A 25576-nucleotide genomic window follows, 5' to 3' on the forward strand; every position below is an offset into this window, starting at 1 on the left:
GGCGCGCCCTCGTACACCCAGCCGTTGATCGTGTCCGGGTAGCCGTAGGGGCCCTCATCCGGATGGGTCGAAACATGAGAGGTGACGGACGTCCCACCGGGCTCCGGTGACCTCGGGGCTCGCGCGCGGGCCGAGGGTGGCTGTTCGGGCGGCGCAACGTATTTCCTGCTCAGTGCCGCCCGCGTCGACCGTTTTATGATCATTTTTCAAGTATCGGCAACGTGGCGGGCAACTAACGGCTTGATAACGGCACCTTCACGGAAGAGGCCAGTGGGTGTCACAGTGGCAGCACCTCACCATCGGTGTGTGGCACTCCGTACGCCCCACGACCACGATTCCGCCGATCTCGGCGGCCCGTGGCTGTGTCGATTGCGTCGTGCCAGGCCTCGTTGGTGAGGGAGCCCGGCGGATCGGAACATCAGGGGTGTCCCCAACTTCCCTGTGGTCCCGGCGACCCGCGCCCCGGGGTGGTCGGGCGGTGTCACCCCCAAACGTGCGTGAAACCCACGACGGAACCTGGTTAGAAAGAGGAGGCCCCTCGGAATGAGAGTCTCGAAGCGGGCGACGAGCGCCATCGCGCTCAGCGCGGCTGCCGCGCTTGTCGCGAGCGGTTGCTCGAGCGGCGGCGACGGCGATACTGCCGCCAGCACGGACGGCTCGATCGTTGTTCACGGCGTCCAGCCGGAGAACCCGCTGGTCCCGTCGAACACCACGGAGACCGGTGGCGGCAAGATCATCGACTGGATGTGGACCGGCCTGGTCGAGTACCCGAACGACGGTGGGGCCCCGCGTAACGCGCTTGCGGAGTCCATCAACACCACGGACTCCAAGGTCTTCACCATCAAGATCAAGGCCGGTACCAAGTTCCACGACGGTACCGAGGTCAAGGCGAAGAACTTCGTCGACGCCTGGAACTGGGCCGCCTACTCGCCGAACGGCGCGCAGAACGGCACCTTCTTCGCGGACATCGCGGGCTTCGACCAGACCTACACCACGGACCCGGATGGCGCGGACGGCCCGAAGAAGGCTCCGACCCCGACGGCCGACAAGATGTCCGGCCTGAAGGTCATCGACGACCAGACCTTCGAGGTCACCCTGGCGGCGCCGACCGCGGTCTTCCCGACCAAGCTCGGCTACAGCGCGTTCATGCCGCTGCCGGACGTGTTCTTCACCATGAAGCCGGAAGAGTTCGGCAAGACGAAGCCGATCGGCAACGGCCCGGTGAAGTTCGTGTCCTGGGAGGACAACTCCCTCATCAAGCTGACGCGCTTCGACGACTACAACCTTCGCGACAAGATGAAGGTCAAGGACGTCGACGTCAAGCTGTACCAGGACGACAACGCCGCCTACGCCGATCTGCTGGCCAACAACCTCGACTTCATGGAGGTTGTCCCCACCTCGGCGCTCGCCGGTGACAAGTGGAAGACCGACCTCGGTGACCGGGGCCGCTCGACCGTCACGCCGTCGACCGCGTTCATCGCGTTCCCGATCTACGACAAGCGCTTCCAGAACCCGAAGCTGCGTCGTGCGGTGTCGCTGTCGATCAACCGGCAGGAGATCTCGGACAAGATCTTCTTCGGTACCCGCAAGCCGGCCGACAGCTGGGCGAACCCGCTGACCCCGGGCGCCAAGCCGGGTAACTGCACCGCCTGCAAGTTCGACCCGGCCACGGCCAAGACGCTGCTCGCCGAGGCCGGCGGCTTCACCGGTGAGATGGTCTTCTACTACAACGCGGACTCCGCCCACAAGGACTGGATGGACGCCGTCGCGCAGCAGGTCAAGACCAACCTCAACATCAACGCCCGGGCCGAGGGTGTGCCGACCTTCGCGGTGTTCCGCCAGAACATCAACGCCCACAAGATGACCGGCCCGTACCGTGCTGCCTGGCAGCAGGACTACCCGGACGTCGAGAACTGGGTCAACCCGCTGTTCATCACCAACGGCTCCTCGAACGACGGCCTCTACAGCAACCCCGAGGTCGACGCCCTTGCCAAGCAGGCCAGCGGTGCGCCGAGCCTGGAGGCTTCGCACGAGGCGTTCGCCAAGGCGGTCGAGAAGGTCGACCAGGACGTCCCGAGCATCCCGATCTACTTCTACGGTCAGCAGTCCGGCCACTCGGAGAAGATCAAGAAGCTTGAGCTGAACAACGTCGGCGAGATCGACATCACCTCGGTCGAGCTCTGATCCGAACGGTCTGACCCCGGGTCGGGCTCGCCACATCCGGTGAGCCCGACCCGGGGCCGTTCCGCGATTGGGTGTTACAACACTCCACTCGCACGTTGTCACCACCGTGTCGGCCGTCCGACGCGCCCCCTGTCTGGAGGACCACCCCATGGGCCGTTATCTGTTGAGACGGCTGCTCCAACTCGTGCCGGTCTTCATCGGTACGACGTTCCTGATCTACTGGCTCGTCTGGGCCGTTCCGGGCGATCCGTTCGCCGGCAAGTGCGGTGAGCGTCGCTGCCCGGACCAGTACATCGCCTTCATGACCGAGAAGTACCACCTCGACCAGAACGTCTTCGTGCAGTACGCCAACTACATGAAGAACCTGCTCCAGGGCGACTTCGGTCAGACGTTCTCGCAGCGCGAGATCAGCGACATCATCCTGACTTCGTACCCGAACACCCTGAAGCTGGCCCTCGTGGCGCTCGCCATCGAGGCGATCATCGGCCTCGGCGCCGGCGTGCTGTCCGGTCTGCGGCGCAACGGCTTCCTGGACAACCTGGTCCTGGTCTCCACCCTCTTCCTGATCGCGCTGCCGGTCTTCGTGGTCGGCTTCGTGCTGCAGTGGCTGCTGGGTGTTCAGTGGGGCATCATCAAGCCCACCGTCTCCTCCGAGATGCGGTGGTCCGAGCTGATCGTGCCGGGCTTCGTGCTGGGCAGCGCGTCAGTGGCGTACATCGCCCGGGTGGCACGAACGAGCATCGCCGAGAACCGTCGCGCGGACTACGTGCGCACCGCCATCGCCAAGGGCCTGCCGATGCGCCGGGTGGTCGGCGTGCACCTGCTGCGCAACTCGCTCATCCCGGTGGTGACCCTGCTCGGTACCGACCTGGGTGCCCTGATGGGTGGCGCGATCGTCACCGAGGGAATCTTCGGCATCAACGGAATCGGCCGCCAGGTCTTCCGGGCGATCATCACCAAGGAAAGCGCCACGGTGGTAGGAATCGTGGTCGTCCTGGTGCTGGTCTATCTCGTGATGAACCTGCTGGTTGACCTGCTCTACGCCGCCCTGGACCCGAGGATCCGTTATGAGTGACCCGAGTACCGCATCGATCGTCAGTACCCCTGGCGCACACCCCACCGACTCCGCCGCACCCGCCACCGCGGGCCAGCCGCAGAGCAACGAGAAGCCGCGCGGCCTGCTCGCCGACGCCTGGCGGGATCTGCGGCGCAAGCCGCTGTTCTGGATCTCGGCCACGCTGATCGTGATCTTCCTGTTGATGGCGGCCTTCCCGGCGCTGTTCGCTCCGGGCGACGCGGTCAACGGCTCGCTGTCCCGCAGCCTCGACAAGCCGTCCGCCAATGGCTGGTTCGGCTACGACGTGCAGGGCCGCGACGTGTACGCCCGGGTCATCTACGGCGCACGGGCCTCGATCGTGGTCGCCGTGCTCTCCGTAATGGGCACCCTGCTCATCGGCGGAACCATGGGCATCATCTCCGGTTACCGCGGTGGCTGGGTGGACGCGCTGCTCAGCCGGATCGCCGACGTCTTCTTCGGTTTGCCCTTCGTGCTCGGCGCGATCGTCATCCTGACCACCTTCAACGGGTCGGGCGCCGGCAACAGCAAGGCCCAGATCATGGGCCTGGTGATCGCGTCACTGATCGTGCTGAGCTGGCCGGTCGTGATGCGGCTGATGCGCTCCTCGGTGCTCGCCACCAAGGAGGCCGACTACATCGTGGCGGCCCGCGCGCTGGGTGCCGGCACCGGCCGGATCATCCTCAAGCACCTGCTGCCGAACTGCCTGGCTCCGCTGCTGGTCTACGGCACGATCATGGTCGGCTCGTTCATCGGCGCCGAGGCCACCCTGTCCTTCCTGGGCGTCGGTCTGAAGTCGCCGGTGGTGTCCTGGGGCATCATGATCAGTGATGGGCAGCAGTTCGTCCGGGTCGCGCCGGGGCTGGTGTTCTTCCCCGCCGCGTTCCTCGTCACCGCAGTGCTGAGCTTCGTGATGCTCGGTGAGTCGGTCCGCGAGGCCCTCGATCCGAAACTCCGCTAGGGGAGATCCAGTTGTCCGACATTCTCGTGTCCGAGCAGTCAGCGCCGGGACCCGGCGGGTCCGGGCGTCCCTCCGGCCGCCTGCTCGAGGTCGACGACCTGCGGGTGGAGTTCCGTACCCGGGACGGCGTCGCAAAGGTCATCAACGGGGTCACGTACCACGTCGACGCGGGGGAGACCCTCGCCGTGCTCGGCGAGTCCGGCTCCGGTAAGAGCGTCACCGCGCAGACCATCATGGGCATCCTCGACACGCCGCCCGGCTTCGTCACCGGTGGGCAGGTCCGCTTCCACGGCAAGGACATGCTCCGCATGTCCGACGAGGAGCGCCGCCGCATCCGCGGCGAGGGCATCGCGATGATCTTCCAGGACGCGCTCTCCGCGCTGAACCCCGTCTTCACCGTCGGGTTCCAGATCGCCGAGCAGTTCCGGGTCCGGCGGGGCATGGGTCGCGCGGAGGCCAAGAAGCGCGCGATCGACATGCTCGACCAGGTCAAGATTCCGAACGCCAAGGGCCGGTTCAACAACTACCCGCACCAGTTCTCCGGTGGTATGCGGCAGCGCGCGATGATCGCGATGTCGCTGGCGCTCGACCCCGAGGTGCTGATCGCGGACGAGCCGACCACCGCCCTCGACGTGACCGTGCAGGCCCAGATCATGGACCTGCTGGCCGAGCTTCAGCGCGAGCGGCAGATGGGCATGATCCTGATCACCCACGACCTCGGCGTGGTCGCCGACGTCGCGGACCGGATCGCGGTCATGTACGCGGGCCGGATCGTCGAGGAAGCCGACGTGTACGAGCTGTACGCCAAGCCGGCGCACCCGTACACGCTGGGTCTGATCGACTCGATCCCGCGCCTCGACGAGAAGGGGCAGCAGCTCCGGACGATCAAGGGCCTCCCGCCGAACCTGATGAACATCCCGCCGGGCTGCCCGTTCAACCCGCGGTGCCCGATGGCTCAGCCGGTGTGCCGGGAGAAGGTCCCGCCGCTGCTGCAGGTCGGCCCCGCTCGGGCCAGCGCCTGCCACTTCGCCGAGGAGCTGGTGAACCGTGTCTGAGAACATCCTCGAGGTCAATGACCTGGTCAAGCACTACCCCGTCACGCAGGGTGTGGTGTTCAAGAAGACCGTCGGTCAGGTCAAGGCGGTCGACGGGGTCTCGTTCGGTCTGCGCGCCGGAGAGACCCTCGGTGTGGTCGGCGAGTCCGGCTGCGGCAAGTCGACGCTCGCCCGGGTGCTGATGAACCTGGAGAAGCCGACCGCCGGCAACGTGGTCTACAAGGGCCAGGACATCTCCAAGCTGTCCGGTGGGGCGCTGCGGCGTCTGCGCCGGCAGATCCAGCTGGTCATGCAGGACCCGTACACCTCGCTGAACCCGCGGATGACCGTCGGTGACCTGCTCGGCGAGCCGTTCGAGATCCACCCCGAGGTGGCGCCGAAGGGCAGCCGCCGGGCCAAGGTCCGCGAGCTGCTCGACCTGGTCGGGCTCAACCCGGAGCACATCAACCGGTACCCGCACCAGTTCTCCGGCGGTCAGCGTCAGCGCATCGGCATCGCCCGCGCGCTCGCGCTGCGGCCCGAGATCATCGTCTGCGACGAGCCGGTGTCGGCGCTGGACGTCTCCATCCAGGCCCAGGTCATGAACCTGCTGGAGCAGTTGCAGGGCGAGTTCGGCCTCTCGTACGTCTTCATCGCGCACGACCTGTCGGTGGTCCGCCACCTGTCGGACCGGGTCGCGGTGATGTACCTCGGCAAGATCGTCGAGATCGGCACCGAGGACGAGATCTACGAGCGTCCGACCCACCCGTACACCCAGGCTCTGCTCTCCGCGGTGCCGGTGCCGGACCCGACGCAGCGGCACAACAAGACGATCATCCGGCTCACGGGTGACGTGCCGTCGCCGATCAGCCCGCCCTCGGGCTGCCGGTTCCGGACCCGCTGCTGGAAGGCGCAGGACGTCTGCGCCGAGCAGGTCCCGCTGCTGGAGATCCGGCGGGACTCGGACCACCCGAGCGCCTGCCACTTCGCGGAGAAGCGCGAGATCGTCGCCACCCACGAGGTGTGAGTCACCGAAACCGCCTGCCGCCGTCACCACGACGACGGCAGGCGGTTTCGTCTGTTCGTGACCCGGGATCGGCCGCGCGGCGCACGGCAGACCACGCGGCGCACGGCAGACCACACGGCATCAGCGGGCCGTGGTCGCCAAGACGGGCGGTGGGGCCCAACAGGTAGCCGTGCCCCGGCTCACTGCGGCCCGGACGGCCTCACAGAGGCCCGCGGCCCGCGCGGAGCAGCAGCAGGGCCAGCTGGGTGCCGTCGGCGCCGAGCGCGACGCGGAAACGCTCCAGGATCTCCCGTTCCCGGGAAAGCACCAGGCGGGTCCCACCGGACGCCATCCGGGTCGCGCCGACCTCCTGGGACAACGCGGCCCGCTCCTGCCAGAGCGTGATCAACGCGTGGTCGATCTCGTCGATCCGTTCCCTGATCTGCACGATCCGCGCCGAGGCGGACGGCTCCTGGGTGCCGGTCTGCTGCTCGACCGGCTCGGCGTCCGCACCCGTCGGTGGTGTGGCCACCGCCGGCTCAGTCCCCTGCGCTGCGGGCTGCCCCGGTCGGATCGGGCTGCCGCTCTGCTCCATCACGTCTGTCATCATCGGGTACCTCTCGCAGTGTGGTGCCCGGTGCCCGGAACCTGGGACGGAAAAAGCCCCGGACTCCAGGAGCCCGGGGCTTTGCAGGTCTGAATCGATCAGGCGCGACCCACGGCAGCCGGACTCCCGGTGCCATAGTAAAAGTAGAAGCGCGCAGCGATCACGCCGTCGAGTATGCCCACGTCGTTGCCGGGTGCGCAAGCATTCCGCGTCGCGAAGGGCACCTGATACCCGCCGGAGGCTCCTCGCGTCCCGCTGGGCGTCGAGACGGCAGGCGATCGGGCAGGCGGCGGATACCCCCGGTTCCCTCGCCCGGTCGATGCCGTGGACAGGTCCACCGACAGGGCGGCCCGCTGCCACCGACGCGCCACAGCGTAGTGGGTTGGGCACCGACGGCGAGGTTGGTCGTGACCGCGGCCGGAACTGCGAGGGCAGTCGCCCCAGGGGTTGACGCGCAGGTTGGTCAATTGCATTCCTGCCTGAGGAACTTCGCAGGCCGTCACCGAATCAGGCTGGCTAACTCCGCCAGTCGCGCATATCGGCTTGCTGGCGATCGAATTGCTGCCGGCGACCGCGCGACCTCGGCCACACCTGAACAGGCGACCAAGATTGGATTGGTTCAGGTGGGAAACGGTCACCGTGGACATCGTCCATCCCGAACAATTGTCGGATCAATATTGCCGCGATGGTCTTTCGTGGCCATGATCGTTACCCGTGCAATGTGTATCGCTAAATTGCGTCGCTCGTCCATGCAATAGTCTGCGCCAGACTCCTGGTCCATGGTGCGCACACCCTGATGCTGGATCCAGCATTGGCCGTACCTGGACCGGGGTCATCGCAAATGCGACATCGGGTGCGGATGTGCCAACGGCACTGCCGAGTGCTATCCGCGTCTGTTTCCAACGTCAGGATCGAGCAACGACAGATACGGTGTGCGAAGCCGTTCTTGGCAAGCGGTGCCCGTGAATTCGCGCGAAGAGCTGGATCCAGTGGGAGCGTTGTTCGTGACGGCTGCTCCGGGCGAGTGCGGCTTCGACGGCGGCGACGGTGTGCAGCTCAGGCTGGGGAAGCGAAGCCATGGCAGCGACACCCTCGGCGGGACGAGCAAGCCCAGCTCAGTGGTCTTACTCGGGCTGGGGCTCGCTCGTCCCTATCGGAGCGGGGCCGCTAGTACATGAAGACTGCGGGGGTGTCGGGCCCGCCATCCTCGGCCATCACAAACCACGCGACCCTCTTGCTGTTCGTGGCCGTCTTACATCCCCCGCCGTAGCTGTCGCTGTAGTAGGTCTGAGTGCCGTCGGACAGAATGAACCAGGCCGTTACCTTTCGACCATCGTCTTCATTGTCACAAACCTGCTGAGAAGACGTGTAGTCGTTGTTGTTCGTGGCGCAGGCGCGGTCGGAGCCGTCGTATGCGCACTTGGTTGTCGCCGCCTGGGCTATACCAGGAACGGCGGCAAGCGTGAACAGGATGCCGAGCGCGGAAGCTCCTGCGGCGCGACGAAGCGTTTTCTTCAATTTTTCTCCCCGTGTGACAGGCCTGCGGAATGCGCAGGTTTGGCTGTGTGCTCAAGATCTTACATACGGCTATCGTGAGGGTCAATGCCCGTTGATGCCTCCGCGAGGGCCAGATTCGGCAGGCGCGCTTTGCAGGCATTGCCCGGTGTGGGGCGTGTCTAGCGGACACCAACTGATAATGCAAGGGTGCGGGTACGAGCTTGGCCATGCCGGACGAGTCAGGCCGGCTCTTTTGACCGAGTCGGACGGAACGATCTTCGGCACCCAAGGGCTCCGTCAGAGAACCCGGGCGGAACGAGCTGTGCGTGACGCAGGTTCCCAGCCGGCGCGCAGTCGGGAAGTGTCCGGGGGGCGGCATAGACTTGTCGGGCGATGCATCCTCTCTTCGACATCCCCGCGTCCCCGCCTGCGCCGGAGTCCGCGCCGGCCCGCCCGCACCGACCCGGGGCGGCCGCCACGCGCCTCGATCCGCAGCAGCTGCTCGCCGGGCTCAACGGGCCGCAGCGCGACGCCGTCAGCCATGCCGGCTCGCCGCTGCTGATCGTTGCCGGCGCCGGGTCGGGCAAGACCCGGGTGCTCACGCACCGGATCGCCTACCTGCTCGCCGCTCGGGACGTGCACCCCGGTGAGATCATCGCGATCACCTTCACCAACAAGGCCGCCGGCGAGATGAAGGAGCGCGTCGCCGCGCTGGTGGGCCCCCGGGCGCGCCTGATGTGGGTGTCGACGTTCCACTCGGCCTGCGTACGGATCCTGCGTGCCGAGCACGAGCACGCCGGCCTCAAGTCGACGTTCTCGATCTACGACGCGGACGACTCCCGCCGGCTGATGCAGTTGGTCACCCGCGAGCTGGATCTCGACCCGAAGCGCTACCCGGCGCGTGGGCTGGCCGCCCAGGTCTCCAACCTCAAGAACGAGCTGGTCGACCCGGAGCAGTTCGCGGCGCGGGCCACCGGGCCCAACGAGCGGGCCCTCGCGGAGGCGTACACGCTCTACCAGCGTCGGCTGCGTGAGGCACACGCCCTGGACTTCGACGACCTGATCATGACCACGGTCCACCTGCTCCAGTCCCACCCGCACGTCGCGGAGAGCTACCGCCGACGGTTCCGGCACGTGCTGGTCGACGAGTACCAGGACACCAACCACGCCCAGTACGTCCTGATCAAGGAGCTGGTGTCCGGCACCGACGGGCTGGAGCCCGCCGAGCTGTGCGTGGTCGGCGACGCCGACCAGTCGATCTACGCGTTCCGGGGTGCGACGATCCGCAACATCCTGGAGTTCGAACGGGACTTCACCGACGCGCGCACGATCCTGCTGGAGCAGAACTACCGCTCCACCCAGACCATCCTCAACGCGGCCAACGCGGTGATCGACCGCAACACCTCCCGCAAACCCAAGCGACTGTGGAGCGAGGCCGGCGCCGGCGAGCAGATCGTCGGCTACGTGGCCGACACCGAGCACGCCGAGGCCGACTGGGTGGCCCGGGAGATCGACCGGCTGGTCGACGCCGACGAGACCCGCCCCGGCGACGTCGCCGTCTTCTACCGCACCAACGCGCAGTCCCGCGTCTTCGAGGAGGTGTTCATCCGGGTCGGCCTGCCCTACAAGGTGGTCGGCGGGGTGCGCTTCTACGAGCGCAAGGAGGTCCGCGACGCTCTGGCGTACCTGCGTTCGGTGGTCAACGACGACGACACGGTGAGCCTGCGGCGGGTGCTCAACACCCCGCGCCGGGGGATCGGCGACCGCGCCGAGGCATGTGTCGAGGCGCTGTCCAGCCGCGACCGGATCTCCTTCGGCGCGGCGCTGCGCCGGGCCCGGGAGGCGCCGGGCATCTCCAGTCGGGCGGCCAACGGCATCGCGGACTTCGTGGCGCTCCTCGACGGCGCCCGCGAGTTGGCCGAGACCGGCACCCCGGAGGAGGTGCTGGAGGCGCTGTTGACCCGTTCCGGCTACCTCACCGAGCTGGAGGAGAGCCTCGACCCGCAGGACGCCGGCCGGGTCGACAACCTCCAGGAGCTGGTCAGCGTCGCCCGCGAGTACACCGAGCGGATCGAAGCGCTGGGCGAGGAGGGGGAGCGGGCCACCCTGGCCGGCTTCCTGGAGCAGGTGGCGCTGGTCGCCGACGCCGACCAGATCCCCTCCGACGACCCCGACCACCAGGGCGTGGTCACCCTGATGACGCTGCACACCGCCAAGGGGCTGGAATTCCCGGTGGTCTTCCTGACCGGGCTGGAGGACGGCGTCTTCCCGCACCTGCGCTCGCTGGGCGACACCCGCGAGTTGGAGGAGGAGCGCCGACTGGCGTACGTCGGTATCACCCGTGCCCGACAGCGGCTCTACATGTCCCGGGCGGTGACCCGCTCGGCGTGGGGGCAGCCGTCCTACAACCCGCCGTCGCGCTTCCTGGAGGAGCTGCCGACCGAGTTGGTGCACTGGGAGCGCACCGAAGGGTCGTACACCTCGTGGGCTGGCGGGGGCGGCGGCGTCGGTGGCCGCGCGGACCGCGCGCCCGGCACGCGTGGCAACTTCACCGGGGGCACGCCGAAGGCGGCCCAGTTGGCGCAGCGGCTCGGCGTGGACGCCAGCCGGCTGACCACCGCCAGTGAGCTGCCGCAGGGGCCGAAGGTGTCCGCGGGCGACCGGGTCAACCATCAGCGGTACGGGTTGGGGCGGGTGCTCGCCGTCGAGGGGCACGGCCCGGGTGCCCGCGCGCAGATCGACTTCGGCGACCAGACCATGTGGCTGGTGCTCCGGCACGCCCCGGTCGACAAGCTCTGACCCGGCGCCCAAGAGCGCACCAAATCAAGGAAAGAGTGGCCTCGCGTACCGCTGAGGCCACTCTTTCCTTGTTGTTGCGCCGGACCGCGTCCGGACCGCGTCCGGACCGCGTCCGGACCGCGCCAGGATGTCGCCTCAGCAGCCCAGGTCGACGCCGCGCGCCCGCATGAACGGGGCCGGGTCGATCTGGTTCCACATGCCCTGGTGCACCTCGAAGTGCAGGTGCGGGCCGGTGGCATCGCCGGTGGCGCCCTCGTAGCCGATGACCTGGCCGGCCTTGACCGCCTGGCCGACGGTGACCGCGATGCGGCTCTGGTGGGCGTAGTGGGTCAGGTAGCCGTTGCCGTGGTCGATGAAGACGGAGTTGCCGTACCCGTCGGAGGCGTCGCCGGCCTGGGTCACGGTGCCGGCGGCCGCTGCGTGGATCGGCGTACCGGAGGGCAGCGCCAGGTCGATCCCGGCGTGCAGGGTGCCCCAGCGCTGCCCGTAGCAGGACGTGACGGCTGCGCCCGGCATCGGGTCGACCCAGGCGGGCGTGGGCCTGGTGGTCTTCTTCGGCTTCGGCTTGGCCTTCGCGGCGGCCGTCTTCGCGGGGGCCGGGCTGGCGGTGACCGTCGACGGGCTGGGCGTCGGGCTGAGCGAGGGGGCGACCGGGGTGCTCGACTCACGGACCGAGCGGTCGGCCCGGCTCGCGCCCTCGGCCCGGGCCTGGGCGTCGAGGGAGACGGCGGCGGGTGCCGGGTGGTCGGTGCCACCGGTGGTGGCGACCGCGACGCCACCGAGGCCGAGGGCTACCAGAGCGGCGGCGCTGAGCACGATGAGGCGGTTCCGCCGGCCGGCGCGCTGCGGCTGCTCGGTGTGGAGGGCGTCGGGGGTGTTCTCGTTCTGGACGGGGCTGTCTTCCTGCACGGCGGACCTTCACAGTCGAGGGGCAACTTGACCTCGAAATACTGGTGTCGGACCGAGCCGGGGTGGGCGCAGGGACCGGGTGACCGCGCGGCGGGCGAAGTGATGGCTGCCCGGATATGACCCGTTCTACGGCGGTCTATCCGGAAAAGTGATCATGCAATGTGGTGTCACCGGTCACAATCGGCGATGTGACCCGGGATACATCCACCCGGCCGAGGGAACGAAAAACCGCCCGGATCGACAGATCCGGGCGGTCAACGGTCGTTACGCAATGTCAGGAGGCGGCTACCTCGCTGTAGATTGCCTCGACTTGCAGCTTGATGTCCACTCCGCGCTCCTGGAGGAACGGCACCGGGTCGATCGGCTGCCCCTTGACATGGATCTCCAGGTGCAGGTGGGTGCCGTACGCGTGGCCGGTCTGACCCACGAGGCCGAGCTGGTCGCCCGCCTTGATCTGCTGGCCTTCCTTGACGCTCACCGCGGAGGAGTGGCCGTAGATGGCCTCGCTGCCGTCGGCGTGCTGGACGATCACCGCGTTGCCGTACCCGCCGAACCAGCCGGCCTTGGTGACCAAACCGTCGTGGATCGCCACGTAGGGCGTGCCCTCGCCGGCGACCAGGTCCACGCCGGTGTGCAGCTTGCCCCAGCGCATCCCGTACGGGGAGTTGAAGTCGTAGCCCTGCAGCGGCAGCAGCCAGACCTCGGGCTCGGCGCTGTCCTTGCTGCGGCTGTCCCGGGAGGCGCGGTCGGCGTTGTCCGCACGGGCCGCTGCGTCCTGGCTGGTGACCGACGCCTGCTTGAGCTCGTCGAGGACCGTCGGGCTGACGTCCTTGGCGTCCGGCAGGGCGCTCGCGCCGAGGGCCACGATGCCGGCACCGACGAACGCGGTGGTGACGACAGCGGCGTAACGGCTGCGGGGTGGGGTGGGTACGCGGCGGCGACCGCGATATCGATCGGGCTCAGACGACAGGCGCTGGCGCACGCACACCCTCCGTTGTCGGGGTTCCGAAGCGGCCGGTGGCGTCCCCTGGAACTCCAGTGAAACGTCCGCTGACCGCGTCGTCACCCGTCCATGGACCTGATGACAACCGTGGACACGTTAGCCAACCGCCAGGCGAGTCACAAGCTAGACCGAAAAATTGGCGTGTCGATCTGTCCGTTTGCGTCCATGATTGTCATGCATCGCGACGCTGAACGGTGCCCCTGTCGCTGCCCGTTCGTCGCCGAGCGTGACCGTTCCGGCGGAGTCGTCCGGCTTGACTCCGAACGGCGCCGGGATGGTGTGCCCGGCGCTGCCAGCGGCGCGGCGGCGGCGAGGCCGGGGCGGGGACGGGTCGAAGCTCTCCGGGTTGCCAGGTGGACACGCCGGGTAACGGCCGGTGGCAGAGCCCGGATTTTCCGGGCCGGGCCCGCCGGGTTACCGTTCGTTAAGGTAAAGGCGGTCAAGCCGGTGAAAGGTGTGCGCTGATGAGCTCTCGTATTCGGGTCGTCGTCGCCAAGCCCGGCCTGGACGGCCACGACCGGGGCGCGAAGGTCGTCGCGCGCGCCCTGCGGGATGCCGGGATGGAGGTCGTCTACACCGGCCTGCACCAGACCCCCGAGCAGATCGTGGAGACCGCCATCCAGGAGGACGCCGACGCGGTCGGCCTGTCAGTGCTCTCCGGGGCGCACATGACGCTCTTCCGGCGGGTGCTGGAACTGCTCGGTGAGCGGGACGCCCGCGACATCGTCGTGTTCGGTGGCGGCATCATTCCGAACGGCGACATTCCCGAGTTGGAGAAGCTGGGCGTCGCGAAGATCTTCACGCCGGGCGCCACCACCCAGGCGATTGTCGAGTGGGTCCGACAGAACGTGGCCCAGCCGGTTTCCTGAGGCACGCCGATCGCTGCGTCACCGAATTCTGGGCACGGGGGAGGGGCCGGACGCACCCCTCACACGTCCGGCCCCTCTATGCACGATGCCCCGCCGCCACCCCTCGACCGACAGGGCATCGGCCGTATCCCGTCATTGCGCTGTTCAGCGCTCCGACATCTGACTCAACGACGCCCCCACGGCAGGGTTACGCAAGCCGGACAACATCGCCCGGACGGTGGATGCCACCCGGGTCATGGCCGGAAACCGGCCACACCTGATGTCCGGTTGTGCATTACCGCACACCGTGCACCCGCTCGGTTGCCGGTGGTGCCGACCTCGCTAGGCTGCGGCCAATGGCCTGTTTCAACTGATGACAGGCGTCAAACTGTTTTCTGAACGCTGGTGGCGGCGCGACGGCGCGCCGCGGAGACGGGACGGGACGCGCAATCGTGGACCTGTACGAGTACCAGGGGCGGGACCTGTTCGAGCGGCACGGCTTGCCCGTGCTGGCCGGCGGCGTCGCCACTACCCCGGAAGAGGCCCGCGCGATCGCCGAACGCCTTGGCGGCCGTGTGGTCGTCAAGGCGCAGGTAAAGGTCGGCGGCCGAGGTAAGGCCGGCGGCGTCAAGCTGGCCGAGGGCCCGGATGAGGCGGTGGCCCGTGCCACCGACATCCTCGGCATGGACATCAAGGGTCACACCGTCCACAAGGTCATGATCACGGTGACCGCGGACGTGGCCGAGGAGTACTACTTCTCGTACCTGCTCGACCGGGCGAACCGCACCTTCCTCTGCATCGCCAGCGTCGCCGGCGGCATGGACATCGAGCAGGTCGCCGCCGAGACCCCCGACAAGGTCGTGAAGGCCCCGATCGACGCCGTGAAGGGCGTGGACGAGGCCAAGGCCCGCGAGATCGTGACCGCCGCCGGCTTCCCGGCCGAGGTCGCCGACCAGGTGGTCGAGATCGCCGTCGGCCTGTGGCAGGCGTTCGTCGCCGAGGACGCCACCCTGGTCGAGGTCAACCCGCTCGCCAAGAACGGCGACGGCCGGATGCTCCTGCTCGACGCCAAGATCAGCCTGGACGAGAACGCCGCGTTCCGGCACCCGGACCACGAGGCGCTGGTCGACCAGGCCGCCGTGGACCCGCTGGAGCAGGCCGCCAAGGCCAAGGACCTCAACTACGTCAAGCTCGACGGCGAGGTCGGCATCATCGGCAACGGCGCGGGTCTGGTCATGTCGACCCTCGACGTGGTCGCGTACGCCGGTGAGCGGCACGGCAACGTCAAGCCGGCCAACTTCCTCGACATCGGCGGCGGCGCGAGCGCCGCGGTGATGGCGAACGGGCTGGAGATCGTGCTCTCCGACCCGGCCGTGAAGAGCGTCTTCGTCAACGTCTTCGGCGGCATCACCGCCTGCGACGAGGTCGCCAACGGCATCATCCAGGCGCTGGCCCTGCTGGAGCAGCGCGGCGAGCAGGTCACCAAGCCGCTCGTCGTCCGTCTCGACGGCAACAACGCCGAGGCTGGCCGGGCCATCCTGGACAGCGCGAACAACCCGCTCGTGCAGCGGGTGGACACCATGGACGGTGCGGCCGAGCGGGCCGCCGAGCTGGCAGCTGCGGGGGTCTGATCATGGCTATCTGGCTGACCAAGGACTCGAAGGTCATCGTCCAGGGGATGACCGGTTCCGAGGGTTCCAAGCACACCCGGCGGATGCTGGCCGCCGGCACCAACGTGGTCGGTGGCGTCAACCCGCGCAAGGCGGGCCAGACTGTCGACTTCGACGGCACCGAGCTGCCGGTCTTCGCGTCCGTGGCGGACGCGATGGCCGAGACCGGGGCCGACGTCACCGTCATCTTCGTGCCGCCGCAGTTCACCAAGGCCGCCGTGGTCGAGGCGATCGACGCCACGATCCCGCTGGCCGTGGTGATCACCGAGGGCGTCCCGGTGCACGACACCGCGTCGTTCTGGGCGTACAACGTGGCGCAGGGCGAGCGGACCCGGATCATCGGGCCGAACTGCCCGGGCATCGCCTCGCCGGGCGCGTCCAACGCCGGCATCATCCCGGCCGACATCACCGGCTCCGGCCGGATCGGCCTGGTCAGCAAGAGCGGCACGCTGACCTACCAGATGATGTACGAGCTGCGCGACATCGGTTTCTCCACCTGCGTCGGCATCGGCGGTGACCCGATCATCGGGACCACCCACATCGACGCCCTCGCGGCGTTCGAGGCCGACCCGGAGACCGACGCCATCGTCATGATCGGTGAGATCGGTGGCGACGCCGAGGAGCGGGCCGCCGAGTTCATCAAGGCCAACGTCACCAAGCCGGTGGTCGGCTACATCGCCGGCTTCACCGCTCCGCCCGGCAAGACCATGGGTCACGCCGGGGCGATCATCTCCGGCTCGGCCGGTACCGCCGAGGCGAAGCAGGCGGCGCTGGAGGCCGTCGGCGTCAAGGTCGGCAAGACGCCGACCGAGACCGCGAAGCTGATGCGGGAGATCATGTCCGGCAGCTGAGCCGGTCAGGCAATACGAAGGGGGTCGACCGGTCACGGTCGACCCCCTTCGGCGTACGCCCGCTCCGCGCTGGTCAGTCGTTGTTCCAGAACGGGTAGTTGCCGGTCGAGCGCAGGATCGCCCCGCCGATGATGTTGATCACGCCGAACGCGATGGCGAGGTAACCGAGCAGCGGCGACTGCCCGTACCGCCGGGCGTCGCGGATGGACAGGTAGCCGAAGACGATGCCGAAGATGCCGCAGCAGATCAGCCCCAGCACGATGCCCAGCACGCCCCAGAGGGTGGTTCGGTCGCGTCCCTGGGCCGGTGGTGGCGGGGGAGGCGGGTATGGCGTCGTCACAGCGTCCTCCGAGCGGTCATGGGCGACGTGCCGGCCCGGACCGCGACCGGCGGGCCCGTCCCGGGTGGTGGCGACTCGCGCCCCCTCAGGGCCGAGGCTAGACCGGCCCGGGTGGGCAGGACGTCGGTTCGGTGAACTCGCCGACCTCAGGAGGGGTTAACGGACTGCCACCGCCCGCGCGACGTGCCAGAGTAGAGCGGATGTCCCCCGTCACCCCTGACCGTCCCAGCCGTTCCGGCGGTGTGAGCGCCGACGACCGGCCGGTCGACCGTGCCGCACCGGCCCGGCGGGTGCCCGTGCCCCGCGCGGGCGGGTCGCCGCGCGGTCGGGCGCCGTTGCCCGTCGCCGCCGGGGTGGCCGCCTGCTGGGCCGCCCTCACCTCGTACCTGCCGGTCGCCATCGTGCTCGGCCTGGTGCAGCTCGGCGCGGATGGCACCACCCTGACCGGCACCCTGCGCACCGCGCTGGCCGGCTGGCTGCTCGGGCACGGCGTGCCGCTGCACACCGAGACCGGGCCGCTCGGGCTCGCCCCGCTGGCGCTGACAGTGCTCGCGCTCTGGCGGCTGACCCGTGCCGGCGTGCACGTCAGCCGCGCGATCGGTGCCCGCGACACCCGCTCACCGCGCCGGGCACTGCTCGCCGCGGTCGCGGTCGGTGTCGCGTACGCGCTGCTCGGCGCGCTCGCGGCGGTGCTGGTCGGCACGGGTGGGCCGAATGTGTCGCTGATCCGGGCGGGTGCCACGTTCGCGGCGGTCGGCACACTCGCCGCGCTGGTCGGCGCGGTCCGGATCACCGCCGTGACCCGCCTGCTCGTCACCCGGCTTCCGGGCCCGGTGCGCGACGGCGTTCGCACCGGCCTGGTGGCCGGGCTGCTGCTGCTCGGCGCGGGCGCGGGTGCGGCCGGCCTGGCGGTGGCCACCGGCGGCGGCGACGCCGCCGACATGATCGGGGCGTACCGGACCGGGGTCGCCGGGCAGGCCGGCATCACCCTGGTCAGCGTCGCGTACGCGCCCAACGCGGCGGTCTGGTCGACCAGTTACCTGCTCGGGCCGGGGTTCGCGGTCGGGACCGACACCGCGGTCCGTACCAGCGAGGTGTCGGTCGGCGCGCTGCCGGCCGTGCCGCTGCTCGCTGGCCTGCCGCGCGGCCCGGTGGACGGCTTCGGCGCCCTGTTGCTCGCGGTGCCGGTGCTGGCCGGGATGGTCGCCGGTTGGCTGCTCGCCCGGCGGGTGGCTCGACTCGCCGCGCCGGAGCGGGCTGCGCAGCGCTGGGCCGAGTTGCTGGCGCCGGCGGTGCTGGCCGGGCCGGTGGCCGGGGTGGTGCTCGGTGCGGCCGCGGCGGTCTCCGGCGGTCCGCTCGGTGCCGGCCGGCTGTCCCAGGTCGGGCCGGTGGGTTGGCAGGTCGGGGCGGTGGCGGCCGGTGTCATCGCGGTCGGCGCGCTGCTCGGCGCCGCCGCCACCCGGGCGCTGACCCGCAGGCCCGCGCAGTAGAGTCGCCGCCCGTGCGCTGAACGGCGGTCCCGCGCGGTGGACGAGCGCGGGGCGCCCCGGGCGAACCCGGAACGCCCCGTCGAATCCGAGCCCGTCAGGGCTGGGCGGGCAGGTTGACGTTCAGCACGACGCTCAAGATGATCGAGATGATGCCGAGCGCGACGCCGACCGCACCACAGATCAGACCGGCCTTGGCCTGACCGGCGTTGCTGGCCTGCCCCTGGGCAGCCTTCTGCTTGCCCAGGTAGCCGGTCACCAGGGCCCCGATGCCGACCGGAATGCCCAGGATGGCGCAGCAGGCCAGAGGGATCGACGCGATACCGAGGATCAGCGCCACCAGGCCGAGGGTGTTGTTCTGCCCCTGTGCCTGCGGGTACCCGGCGTTCGGGTAGGTCGGGCTGGCGCCGTACGGGGGCTGCTGCTGCGCGTACGGGTCCTGGTGTGGCGGCTGCTGACCGTACGGCTGGCCCGAGGTGGGCTGCTGACCGTACGGGGCCTGCGGCGCGGCGTACGGGTCCTGCGGCTGCTGACCGTACGGCTGGCCGGAGGTGGGCTGCTGGCCGTACGGGGCGGCCGGCGGCTGGGGAGCGGTCGGGTCCTGGTTGGGCTGCTGGCCGTACGGGTCCTGACCGGGGTTACCGGGCTGCATTCGAGAAGCTCCTTGGACTGGTTCCGTCAGTTGGTGCTCTTTGTTTCCATCCATGATCGCGGTCAGTCCTCCCAAAGCCCAGTACAGCGACAGGACGACATACCTCCCAAAGCAGGCAAAAGGGCCTTGTCGACCGCTTCGTGTGCCGGATCAGGGGCGGTGTGTGGGCCGGTGCGGCGTTCGGCCCGAGCGAGCGGCAGCGTATCGGGTCGACGCACGTCGGCACTGTCGAAGATCGGCGCACCGCCCGGTCGAAGGGCGTCCCTGACCTGCCCGATAGGGTGGCCCGGTGACCGAGCCCGCGCCTGTCGCCCGCATCGTCGTCCTCATCTCCGGCTCCGGAAGCAACCTTCAGTCGCTGCTGGATGCCGCCGCCGACCCCGCGTACGGCGCACAGGTCGTCGCGGTCGGCGCGGACCGCGACGGCATCGCGGGCCTGGACCGGGCCGACGCCGCGGGGGTGCCGACTTTCGTCGAGCGGGTCCGCGACCACGACACCCGGGAGGACTGGGACCGCGCGCTCACCGCGCACGTCGCGAAGCACCAACCCGACCTGGTCATCTCCGCCGGTTTCCTCAAGCTGGTCGGCCCGCACTTCCTCGCCGCGTTCGGCGACCGCTACCTGAACACCCACAACACGCTGCTGCCGGCGTTTCCCGGCATCCACGGCCCGCGTGACGCGCTCGCCTACGGCGTGAAGCTCACCGGAGCCACCCTCTTCTTCGTCGACGCCGGCATGGACACCGGGCCGATCGTCGCGCAGGTAGCGGTGCCGGTGCTGGACGACGACGACGTCGACACGCTCACCGAGCGCATCAAGGAAGCCGAGCGGCGCCAGCTCGTCGAGCAGGTCGGTCGGCTGGTCCGCGAAGGCTGGACCATCACCGGAAGGAAGGTCACGGTTCCGTGAGTCCCACTCAGGACGGGCGCCGCCCGATCAGGCGGGCGCTGGTCAGCGTCTACGACAAGACCGGGCTGGTCGAGCTGGCTCAGGCCCTGCACGCGGCCGGTGTGGAGATCGTGTCCACCGGCAGCACGGCGGGCACCATCGCCGCCGCCGGGGTGCCGGTGACGCCGGTGGAGACGGTGACCGGGTTCCCCGAGGTGCTCGACGGCCGGGTGAAGACCCTGCACCCGAAGGTGCACGCGGGTCTCCTCGCGGACCTGCGGAAGGACACGCACGTGGCGCAGCTCGACGAGCTGGGCGTGGCGGCGTTCGACCTGCTGGTCTCCAACCTCTACCCCTTCCAGGCGACCGTCGCCTCCGGCGCCGACGTCGAGGAGTGCGTGGAGCAGATCGACATCGGTGGCCCCGCCATGGTGCGGGCCGCCGCCAAGAACCACGCCTCGGTCGCCGTGCTCACCGACCCGGCCGGTTACCCGGCGCTGCTCGGCGCGCTCAGCGAGGGGGGCTTCACCCTGGCCCAGCGTCGTGCGCTGGCCGCCCGGGCGTTCGCCGACATCGCCGAGTACGACGTCGCGGTGGCCCAGTGGTGTGCCCGGGAGCTGGCACCCGCCGACGACTGGTGGCCGCAGTTCGCGGGGCTGGCGCTGCGTAAGTCGACAGCGCTGCGCTACGGCGAGAACCCGCACCAGCCGGCCGCGCTCTACACCGACCCGGACGCCCCGGCCGGGCTGGCCCAGGCCGAGCAGCTGCACGGCAAGGAGATGTCCTACAACAACTACGTCGACGCCGACGCCGCCTGGCGGGCCGCGAACGACTTCGCCGACCAACCGGCGGTGGCGATCATCAAGCACGCCAACCCGTGTGGCATCGCGGTCGGCGCGGACGTCGCCGAGGCGCACCGCCGGGCGCACGCCTGCGACCCGGTGTCGGCGTTCGGCGGCGTCATCGCGGTCAACCGCTCGGTCTCGGTCGAGCTGGCCCGGCAGGTCGCCGAGATCTTCACCGAGGTGGTGGTCGCCCCCGGCTTCGACGAGGGCGCGGTCGAGGTGTTGCAGGGCAAGAAGAACATCCGGCTGCTGCGAGCACCGGCCTGGACGCCGGCGCTGGTGGAGTTGCGGCCGGTGACCGGTGGCGTGCTGGCCCAGGTCGCCGACCGGGTGAACGCCCCCGGTGACGACCCGGCGAGTTGGCAGTTGGCGACCGGCGAGGCCGCCGACGAGGAGTTGCTGCGGGACCTCGCCTTCGCCTGGCGGGCGGTCCGCGCGGTGAAGAGCAACGCGATCCTGCTCGCCAAGGACGGTGCCACCGTCGGCGTGGGTATGGGTCAGGTCAACCGGGTCGACTCGGCGCAGCTCGCGGTCACCCGCGCCGGCGCCGACCGGGCCCGCGGCTCGGTCGCCGCCTCGGACGCGTTCTTCCCGTTCGCCGACGGCCCGCAGATCCTCATCGACGCCGGCGTCCGCGCCATCGTGCAGCCCGGCGGCTCCATCCGCGACGAAGAAGTCATCGAAGCGGCAAAGAAGGCCAACGTCACGATGTACCTGACCGGTACCCGCCATTTCTTCCACTAACCCTGGGTTGATCATGGGGTTGACGGGCGACAGGCCGGACGAAACGGCCCGTCAACCTCATGATCACCGTCGTGGGCGGGGTCAGGCTGCGGTGGTTGGGCGGAGTTCGGCGAAGTGGCAGGCGGACGGGTGGGGGTCGGCTGCCCGGGGGACCGTTTGCGGGTCTTCGACGGCGCAGATGTCCTGGGCCTTCCAGCAGCGGGTCCGGAAATGGCACCCGCTCGGCGGGTCGGCCGGGCTGGGCACGTCGCCGACCAGCCGGATCATGTTGCGCTGGTCGCGGGCCTCCGGGTCCGGCACCGGCACGGCAGAGAGCAGAGCCTGGGTGTACGGGTGGGTGGCCCGCTCGTAGATCTCGTCCTCGGTGCCGATCTCGACGATCCGACCGAGGTACATCACCGCGACGCGGTCGGCGATGTGCCGCACCACGGACAGGTCGTGCGCGATGAAGATGTACGAAAGCCCCAGCTCGCCCTGTAGCTGCTTGAGCAGGTTGATCACCTGGGCCTGGATGGAGACGTCGAGCGCCGACACCGGCTCGTCGCAGACGATCACCTCGGGCTTCAGCGCGAGGGCACGGGCGATGCCGATGCGCTGACGCTGACCGCCGGAGAACTGGTGCGGATACCGGTTGATGTGCTCCGGGTTGAGCCCGACCAGGTCCAACAGCTCCTGGACCCGCTTGGCCTTGCTGCCCTTCGGAGCGGCATCCGGGTGGATCTCGAACGGCTCGCCGATGATGTCGCCGACGGTCATCCGCGGGTTCAGCGAGGTGTACGGGTCCTGCATCACCATCTGCATGTTGCGGCGCAGCCGGCGCAGCTCGCCCCCGGAAGCCTTGAACAGGTCCTTGCCCTCCAGTGTGGCGCGTCCGGAGGTGGGCGTCTCCAACCGCATCAGCAGCCGGGCGAGGGTGGACTTGCCGCAGCCGGACTCGCCGACCACGCCGAGCGTCTCGCCCCGACGCAGCTCGAAGCTCACCCCGTCGACGGCCTTCACCGCCCCGATCTGCCGCTGGAACAGCACGCCCTGAGTGATCGGGAAGTGCTTCACCAGGTTGTCGACGGAGAGGATGGTCTCGCCGCGGACCTTGGTGGGGTTAGCGGGCGACGCTGTCATCACGGACCTCCTGCGCGAAGTGGCAAGCGCTGGTCCGGCCGTCGCCGAGGACCAGGTCGTGCGGCACCTCGTCCACGCAGACCTGCTGGACGTAGGGGCACCGGGGGTGGAACGGGCAGCCGGACGGGATGCGCATCAGGTTCGGCGGCAACCCCTTGATCGTCGACAGTTCCTGGCCGCGAACGTCCAGGCGCGGGATCGACTCCAACAACCCCTTCGTGTACGGGTGGGCGGGCGCCTTGTAGAGCGAGCGGACGTCGGCGTGCTCGACGATCCGGCCGGCGTACATGACCGCGATCCGGTCCGCGACACCGGCGACCACACCCAGGTCGTGGGTGATCAGGATCATCGCCATGTTGAGTTCCCGGCGCAGGTCGGCCAGCAGGTCCATGATCTGGGCCTGCACTGTCACGTCGAGGGCCGTGGTGGGCTCGTCGGCGATCAGCACCTTCGGGTCCAGCGCCAACGCCATGGCGATCATGACGCGCTGCCGCATGCCGCCGGAGAACTGGTGCGGGTAGTCGCCGATCCGCTTGGCGGCACCTGGGATCTTGACCAGATCCATCAGTTCGACGGCACGACGTCGAGCGTCGGCTCGCGACATGCCGGCGCGCTGGCGCAGCGTCTCGCCGATCTGCCAGCCGACCGGGAAGACCGGGTTGAGGGCGGAGAGCGCGTCCTGGAAGATCATCGCGATCTCCTTGCCGCGTACCTGCCGCCGCTGCTCCTCGGAGTGGGTGAGCAGGTCCTCGCCCCGATAGAGGATCTGGCCGGAGCGGACGAACGCGGGCGGGGTGTCCAGGATGCCCATGATCGCCTGGGCGGTGACCGACTTACCCGAGCCGGATTCGCCGAGCACGGCAAGGGTCTCGCCGGCGTCCAGGTGGTACGACACACCGTTGATCACCCGGGCGACGCCCTCGTTGGTGCGGAACTCGACGTGCAGGTCCCGCAGCTCCAGCAGGTGACCGCCCTCGGGTGTGGCGGAGGCGGGAGTTGGATTGACGGTCATGATGTTCTCACCGCAGCTTCGGGTCGAAGGCGTCACGGATCGCGTCGCCGAGCATGATGAACGCCAGCACGGTCAGCGCGAGGAAGGCCGACGGGACGATCAACGGGGTGGCCGCCTCCCGCATGTGGATCCGGCCGGTGTCGATGTCCTGCCCCCACGAGATGGTGGGCGCCTTCAGGCCGATGCCGAGGAAGGAGAGCGTCGCCTCGGCCGCGATGAACGAGCCGAGCGCGATGGTCAGTACGACGATTGCCGGGGCCAGCGAGTTCGGCAGGATGTGCCGCCACATGATCCGGCTGTTGCCGGCACCGAGCATCCGGGCCGCCGCCACGTAGTCCTGCTCCTTCGCGGTGATCACCGAGGACCGGACCACGCGGGCGGCGGTGGTCCAGCCGAGGAGGGCCAACACGAAGACGACAGCGCCGATCCGAGCCCACTGGTTGTCGCTGGACACCCGCTTGAGCAGCACGATCGCGGCCAGCAGCAGCGGAATGCCGAGCACCACGTCGATCACCCGGGAGAGCACCGCGTCGACCCAGCGGCCGAAGTAACCGGCCAACATGCCGACCACCAGCGCGATGATTCCGGTGCCGAGCGCGGCGAGCGCGCCGACCAGCAGCGATGCCCGGGTGCCGTAGACCGCCCGGGAGTACGTGTCGCAGCCCTGGAAGTCGTACCCGAAGATGGCCCCGCCGGACGGCCCGGCGTGCTGCCGGGAGAGCAGGCAGTCGTTCGGGCTGTTGGCCGTGAAGACCCCGGGCAGCAGCGCCATCAGGGTGAAGACGACGACCAGCGCCAGCGAGATCCAGAAGATCGGGTTGCGGCGCAGGTCGCGCCAGGCGTCCCCGGCCAGGCTGCGGGGCTTGTTCGCGGCGCCGACCTGGTTGGGTGTGCCCGGCTCCCCCGAGGGGCCACGTCGCGCGGCCTGGTTCTCGGTGGCCGCCACAGTCTCAAAGTCACTCATGCCTGCACCTCGCTGCGCTCGGCGCCGGCATGGTCGCTGCGCTCACTCATAGCGGATCCTCGGGTCGAGTACGGCGTACAGGACGTCCACCACCAGGTTCGAGACCAGGTAGACCACGACGAGCACGCTGACGATGCCCACCACCAGGGGGCCGTCCTCGGTGCGGATGCCGCGGAAGAGGTTGAAGCCCACGCCGGGGATGTTGAAGACGCCCTCGGTGATGATCGCGCCGCTCATCAGGTTGCCCAGTTCCACACCGAGGAAGGTGACCACCGGGATCAGCGAGTTGCGCAGCACGTGGACGATGACGATGCGCCGCTTGACCAGGCCCTTGGACCGGGCGGTCCGGACGTAGTCCGCGCGCAGGTTCTCCGCCACCGAGGCCCGGGTGAGTCGTAGGGCGGTGGCCAGCGACAGCGAGCCGAGCACGATGCCCGGTAGCAGGAGCGCGTAGAACGTCGGGTCGGAGCCGGCGGTGGGTGGGAAGAGCTGCCACTTGACGCCCAGGAAGTACTGCGCCAGCGGTGCCAGCACGATGGTCGGGATGCCCAGCACCAGCAGGGTCAGCACCAGCGTCGAGTTGTCGAAGATGCTGGCCCGGCGGATGCCGGCGAGGACCCCGGCGGTGACACCGAAGATGATCGCCACGGCGAGCGCGATGAGCGCGAGCCGCACGGTGACCGGCCAGGCCTGCTGGAGGATGTCACCGATGCTCCGACCGGTGAGCGACTCGCCCAGGTTGCCCTGGAGCAGGTCCTTCACGTAGTCGAAGTAGCGGTAGAAGAAGCCGCCGACGCCCGTCTGATCCAGGTTGTACTTCTCGGTGAGGTAGGCCCGCTGCGCTGGCGTCACCGGCCGTTCGCCGGCGAGCGCCTGGATCGGGTCGCCCTGCCCGGCGAATGTCAGCGCGTAGACGATCAGGGTGGTCCCGAAGAACGCCAGGACCATCTGCAGTAGGCGCCGCAGGATGTAGCGGAACATGCTTAGCAGTCTCTCCGGAAATGTGCGAAAGGGTCGCAGGACGGCATCTCTGGTCGTACCCGAAATATCCGAGACGTGCCGTCCGGCCCGGGGGAGCCG

Annotated in this window: 22 protein-coding genes; 12 read left to right on the forward strand and 10 right to left on the reverse strand. The window is 69.3% G+C overall.

The window, feature by feature from the left end; genetic code table 11:
- Nucleotides 1-543: 543 nt before the first annotated feature.
- The 5 genes from ABTW72_RS12775 (at nt 544) to ABTW72_RS12795 (ending at nt 6281) form a co-directional block, all read left to right on the forward strand.
- The gene (locus ABTW72_RS12775) at nt 544-2184 is read left to right on the forward strand and encodes a peptide ABC transporter substrate-binding protein (RefSeq protein ID WP_350857959.1); all 1641 of its coding nucleotides are present in this window, start codon (nt 544-546) and stop codon (nt 2182-2184) included.
- Nucleotides 2185-2332: 148 nt separating this feature from the next.
- Nucleotides 2333-3259, forward strand: coding sequence for an ABC transporter permease (locus ABTW72_RS12780; protein ID WP_091406376.1), 927 nt, complete (start codon nt 2333-2335; stop codon nt 3257-3259).
- A complete protein-coding gene (locus ABTW72_RS12785) occupies nt 3252-4220 on the forward strand; it encodes an ABC transporter permease (RefSeq protein WP_091406374.1) in 969 nt (322 codons plus the stop codon). The genes ABTW72_RS12780 and ABTW72_RS12785 overlap by 8 nt, the downstream gene beginning before the upstream one ends.
- A gap of 26 nt (nt 4221-4246) precedes the next feature.
- Nucleotides 4247-5275 carry an ABC transporter ATP-binding protein gene (locus ABTW72_RS12790; RefSeq protein WP_091406372.1) on the forward strand — a complete coding sequence of 343 codons (1029 nt, stop codon included), beginning with the start codon at nt 4247-4249 and terminating at the stop codon, nt 5273-5275.
- Nucleotides 5268-6281 (forward strand): ABC transporter ATP-binding protein, encoded by a 1014-nt coding sequence (locus ABTW72_RS12795; protein ID WP_112583780.1) that lies wholly within the window; start codon nt 5268-5270, stop codon nt 6279-6281. The genes ABTW72_RS12790 and ABTW72_RS12795 overlap by 8 nt, the downstream gene beginning before the upstream one ends.
- 199 nt (nt 6282-6480) lie before the next feature.
- On the opposite strand, the gene ABTW72_RS12800 is transcribed toward ABTW72_RS12795, so the two are convergent.
- Nucleotides 6481-6870, reverse strand: coding sequence for a chorismate mutase (locus ABTW72_RS12800; protein WP_350857963.1), 390 nt, complete (start codon nt 6868-6870; stop codon nt 6481-6483).
- Between the two features lie 1164 nt (nt 6871-8034).
- A complete protein-coding gene (locus ABTW72_RS12805; RefSeq protein WP_350857966.1) occupies nt 8035-8385 on the reverse strand; it encodes a hypothetical protein in 351 nt (116 codons plus the stop codon).
- A gap of 372 nt (nt 8386-8757) precedes the next feature.
- Between ABTW72_RS12805 and pcrA the strand changes: the two genes are divergently transcribed.
- Nucleotides 8758-11163, forward strand: coding sequence for a DNA helicase PcrA (pcrA, locus tag ABTW72_RS12810; RefSeq protein WP_350857968.1), 2406 nt, complete (start codon nt 8758-8760; stop codon nt 11161-11163).
- A 135-nt stretch (nt 11164-11298) separates the two neighbouring features.
- Here pcrA and ABTW72_RS12815 read toward each other — a convergent pair whose 3' ends face one another.
- On the reverse strand, nt 11299-12072 hold the full coding sequence (locus tag ABTW72_RS12815; protein WP_350857970.1) for a M23 family metallopeptidase: 774 nt from the start codon (nt 12070-12072) through the stop codon (nt 11299-11301).
- 274 nt (nt 12073-12346) lie between these two features.
- Complete coding sequence (locus tag ABTW72_RS12820) at nt 12347-13054, reverse strand: M23 family metallopeptidase (RefSeq protein ID WP_238644686.1); 708 nt, start codon at nt 13052-13054, stop codon at nt 12347-12349.
- 485 nt (nt 13055-13539) lie between these two features.
- Here ABTW72_RS12820 and icmB point away from each other — a divergent pair, with 485 nt between their 5' ends.
- The 3 genes from icmB to sucD all read left to right on the forward strand — a co-directional run bounded on the left by icmB (nt 13540) and on the right by sucD (nt 16444).
- Nucleotides 13540-13944: a coenzyme B12-dependent isobutyryl CoA mutase small subunit gene (gene icmB, locus ABTW72_RS12825; RefSeq protein WP_030491849.1), complete on the forward strand. Its 405-nt coding sequence runs from the start codon at nt 13540-13542 to the stop codon at nt 13942-13944.
- A 431-nt stretch (nt 13945-14375) separates the two neighbouring features.
- Nucleotides 14376-15554, forward strand: a complete 1179-nt coding sequence (sucC, locus tag ABTW72_RS12830) for an ADP-forming succinate--CoA ligase subunit beta (RefSeq protein ID WP_091406357.1) — start codon at nt 14376-14378, stop codon at nt 15552-15554.
- A 2-nt stretch (nt 15555-15556) separates the two neighbouring features.
- Nucleotides 15557-16444 (forward strand): succinate--CoA ligase subunit alpha, encoded by an 888-nt coding sequence (gene sucD / locus ABTW72_RS12835; RefSeq protein ID WP_350857974.1) that lies wholly within the window; start codon nt 15557-15559, stop codon nt 16442-16444.
- Between the two features lie 73 nt (nt 16445-16517).
- Here the strand turns inward: sucD and ABTW72_RS12840 are convergent, their stop codons facing one another.
- Nucleotides 16518-16784 carry a hypothetical protein gene (locus tag ABTW72_RS12840; protein ID WP_091406354.1) on the reverse strand — a complete coding sequence of 89 codons (267 nt, stop codon included), beginning with the start codon at nt 16782-16784 and terminating at the stop codon, nt 16518-16520.
- A 200-nt stretch (nt 16785-16984) separates the two neighbouring features.
- On the opposite strand from ABTW72_RS12840, the gene ABTW72_RS12845 reads away from it, so the two are divergent.
- Nucleotides 16985-18274 (forward strand): cell division protein PerM, encoded by a 1290-nt coding sequence (locus ABTW72_RS12845; protein ID WP_350857977.1) that lies wholly within the window; start codon nt 16985-16987, stop codon nt 18272-18274.
- A gap of 94 nt (nt 18275-18368) precedes the next feature.
- On the opposite strand, the gene ABTW72_RS12850 is transcribed toward ABTW72_RS12845, so the two are convergent.
- Nucleotides 18369-18923: a DUF4190 domain-containing protein gene (locus ABTW72_RS12850; protein ID WP_350857980.1), complete on the reverse strand. Its 555-nt coding sequence runs from the start codon at nt 18921-18923 to the stop codon at nt 18369-18371.
- 289 nt (nt 18924-19212) lie between these two features.
- On the opposite strand from ABTW72_RS12850, the gene purN reads away from it, so the two are divergent.
- Nucleotides 19213-19833, forward strand: a complete 621-nt coding sequence (gene purN, locus ABTW72_RS12855; RefSeq protein ID WP_091406347.1) for a phosphoribosylglycinamide formyltransferase — start codon at nt 19213-19215, stop codon at nt 19831-19833.
- Nucleotides 19830-21401: a bifunctional phosphoribosylaminoimidazolecarboxamide formyltransferase/IMP cyclohydrolase gene (gene purH, locus ABTW72_RS12860; protein ID WP_350857984.1), complete on the forward strand. Its 1572-nt coding sequence runs from the start codon at nt 19830-19832 to the stop codon at nt 21399-21401. The genes purN and purH overlap by 4 nt, the downstream gene beginning before the upstream one ends.
- Before the next feature lie 81 nt (nt 21402-21482).
- On the opposite strand, the gene ABTW72_RS12865 is transcribed toward purH, so the two are convergent.
- Genes ABTW72_RS12865 through ABTW72_RS12880 form a run of 4 tightly spaced genes read right to left on the reverse strand, consistent with a single transcriptional unit; the run spans nt 21483 to nt 25477 of the window.
- Nucleotides 21483-22520 (reverse strand): ABC transporter ATP-binding protein, encoded by a 1038-nt coding sequence (locus ABTW72_RS12865; RefSeq protein ID WP_350857987.1) that lies wholly within the window; start codon nt 22518-22520, stop codon nt 21483-21485.
- On the reverse strand, nt 22501-23532 hold the full coding sequence (locus ABTW72_RS12870) for an ABC transporter ATP-binding protein (protein ID WP_350857990.1): 1032 nt from the start codon (nt 23530-23532) through the stop codon (nt 22501-22503). Before ABTW72_RS12870 ends, ABTW72_RS12865 begins: the two co-directional genes overlap by 20 nt.
- A gap of 7 nt (nt 23533-23539) precedes the next feature.
- Nucleotides 23540-24496: an ABC transporter permease gene (locus ABTW72_RS12875; protein WP_350857993.1), complete on the reverse strand. Its 957-nt coding sequence runs from the start codon at nt 24494-24496 to the stop codon at nt 23540-23542.
- A 42-nt stretch (nt 24497-24538) separates the two neighbouring features.
- Nucleotides 24539-25477, reverse strand: a complete 939-nt coding sequence (locus ABTW72_RS12880) for an ABC transporter permease (RefSeq protein WP_112583767.1) — start codon at nt 25475-25477, stop codon at nt 24539-24541.
- Nucleotides 25478-25576: the final 99 nt, after the last annotated feature.

The organism is Micromonospora sp. NPDC127501 (assembly GCF_040302185.1).
In the GTDB taxonomy this organism is placed as follows: domain Bacteria; phylum Actinomycetota; class Actinomycetes; order Mycobacteriales; family Micromonosporaceae; genus Micromonospora.

Bases quoted from the DNA above. Each gene is read 5' to 3' on its own strand.
- ABTW72_RS12775 (WP_350857959.1), top strand. From the start codon at position 544: ATGAGAGTCTCGAAGCGGGCGACGAGCGCCATCGCGCTCAGCGCGGCT.
- ABTW72_RS12780 (WP_091406376.1), top strand. From the start codon at position 2,333: ATGGGCCGTTATCTGTTGAGACGGCTGCTCCAACTCGTGCCGGTCTTC.
- ABTW72_RS12785 (WP_091406374.1), top strand. From the start codon at position 3,252: ATGAGTGACCCGAGTACCGCATCGATCGTCAGTACCCCTGGCGCACAC.
- ABTW72_RS12800 (WP_350857963.1), bottom strand. From the start codon at position 6,870: ATGATGACAGACGTGATGGAGCAGAGCGGCAGCCCGATCCGACCGGGG.
- pcrA (WP_350857968.1), top strand. From the start codon at position 8,758: ATGCATCCTCTCTTCGACATCCCCGCGTCCCCGCCTGCGCCGGAGTCC.
- icmB (WP_030491849.1), top strand. From the start codon at position 13,540: ATGAGCTCTCGTATTCGGGTCGTCGTCGCCAAGCCCGGCCTGGACGGC.
- sucD (WP_350857974.1), top strand. From the start codon at position 15,557: ATGGCTATCTGGCTGACCAAGGACTCGAAGGTCATCGTCCAGGGGATG.
- ABTW72_RS12845 (WP_350857977.1), top strand. From the start codon at position 16,985: ATGTCCCCCGTCACCCCTGACCGTCCCAGCCGTTCCGGCGGTGTGAGC.
- ABTW72_RS12850 (WP_350857980.1), bottom strand. From the start codon at position 18,923: ATGCAGCCCGGTAACCCCGGTCAGGACCCGTACGGCCAGCAGCCCAAC.
- ABTW72_RS12865 (WP_350857987.1), bottom strand. From the start codon at position 22,520: ATGACAGCGTCGCCCGCTAACCCCACCAAGGTCCGCGGCGAGACCATC.
- ABTW72_RS12870 (WP_350857990.1), bottom strand. From the start codon at position 23,532: ATGACCGTCAATCCAACTCCCGCCTCCGCCACACCCGAGGGCGGTCAC.
- ABTW72_RS12875 (WP_350857993.1), bottom strand. From the start codon at position 24,496: ATGAGTGACTTTGAGACTGTGGCGGCCACCGAGAACCAGGCCGCGCGA.
- ABTW72_RS12880 (WP_112583767.1), bottom strand. From the start codon at position 25,477: ATGTTCCGCTACATCCTGCGGCGCCTACTGCAGATGGTCCTGGCGTTC.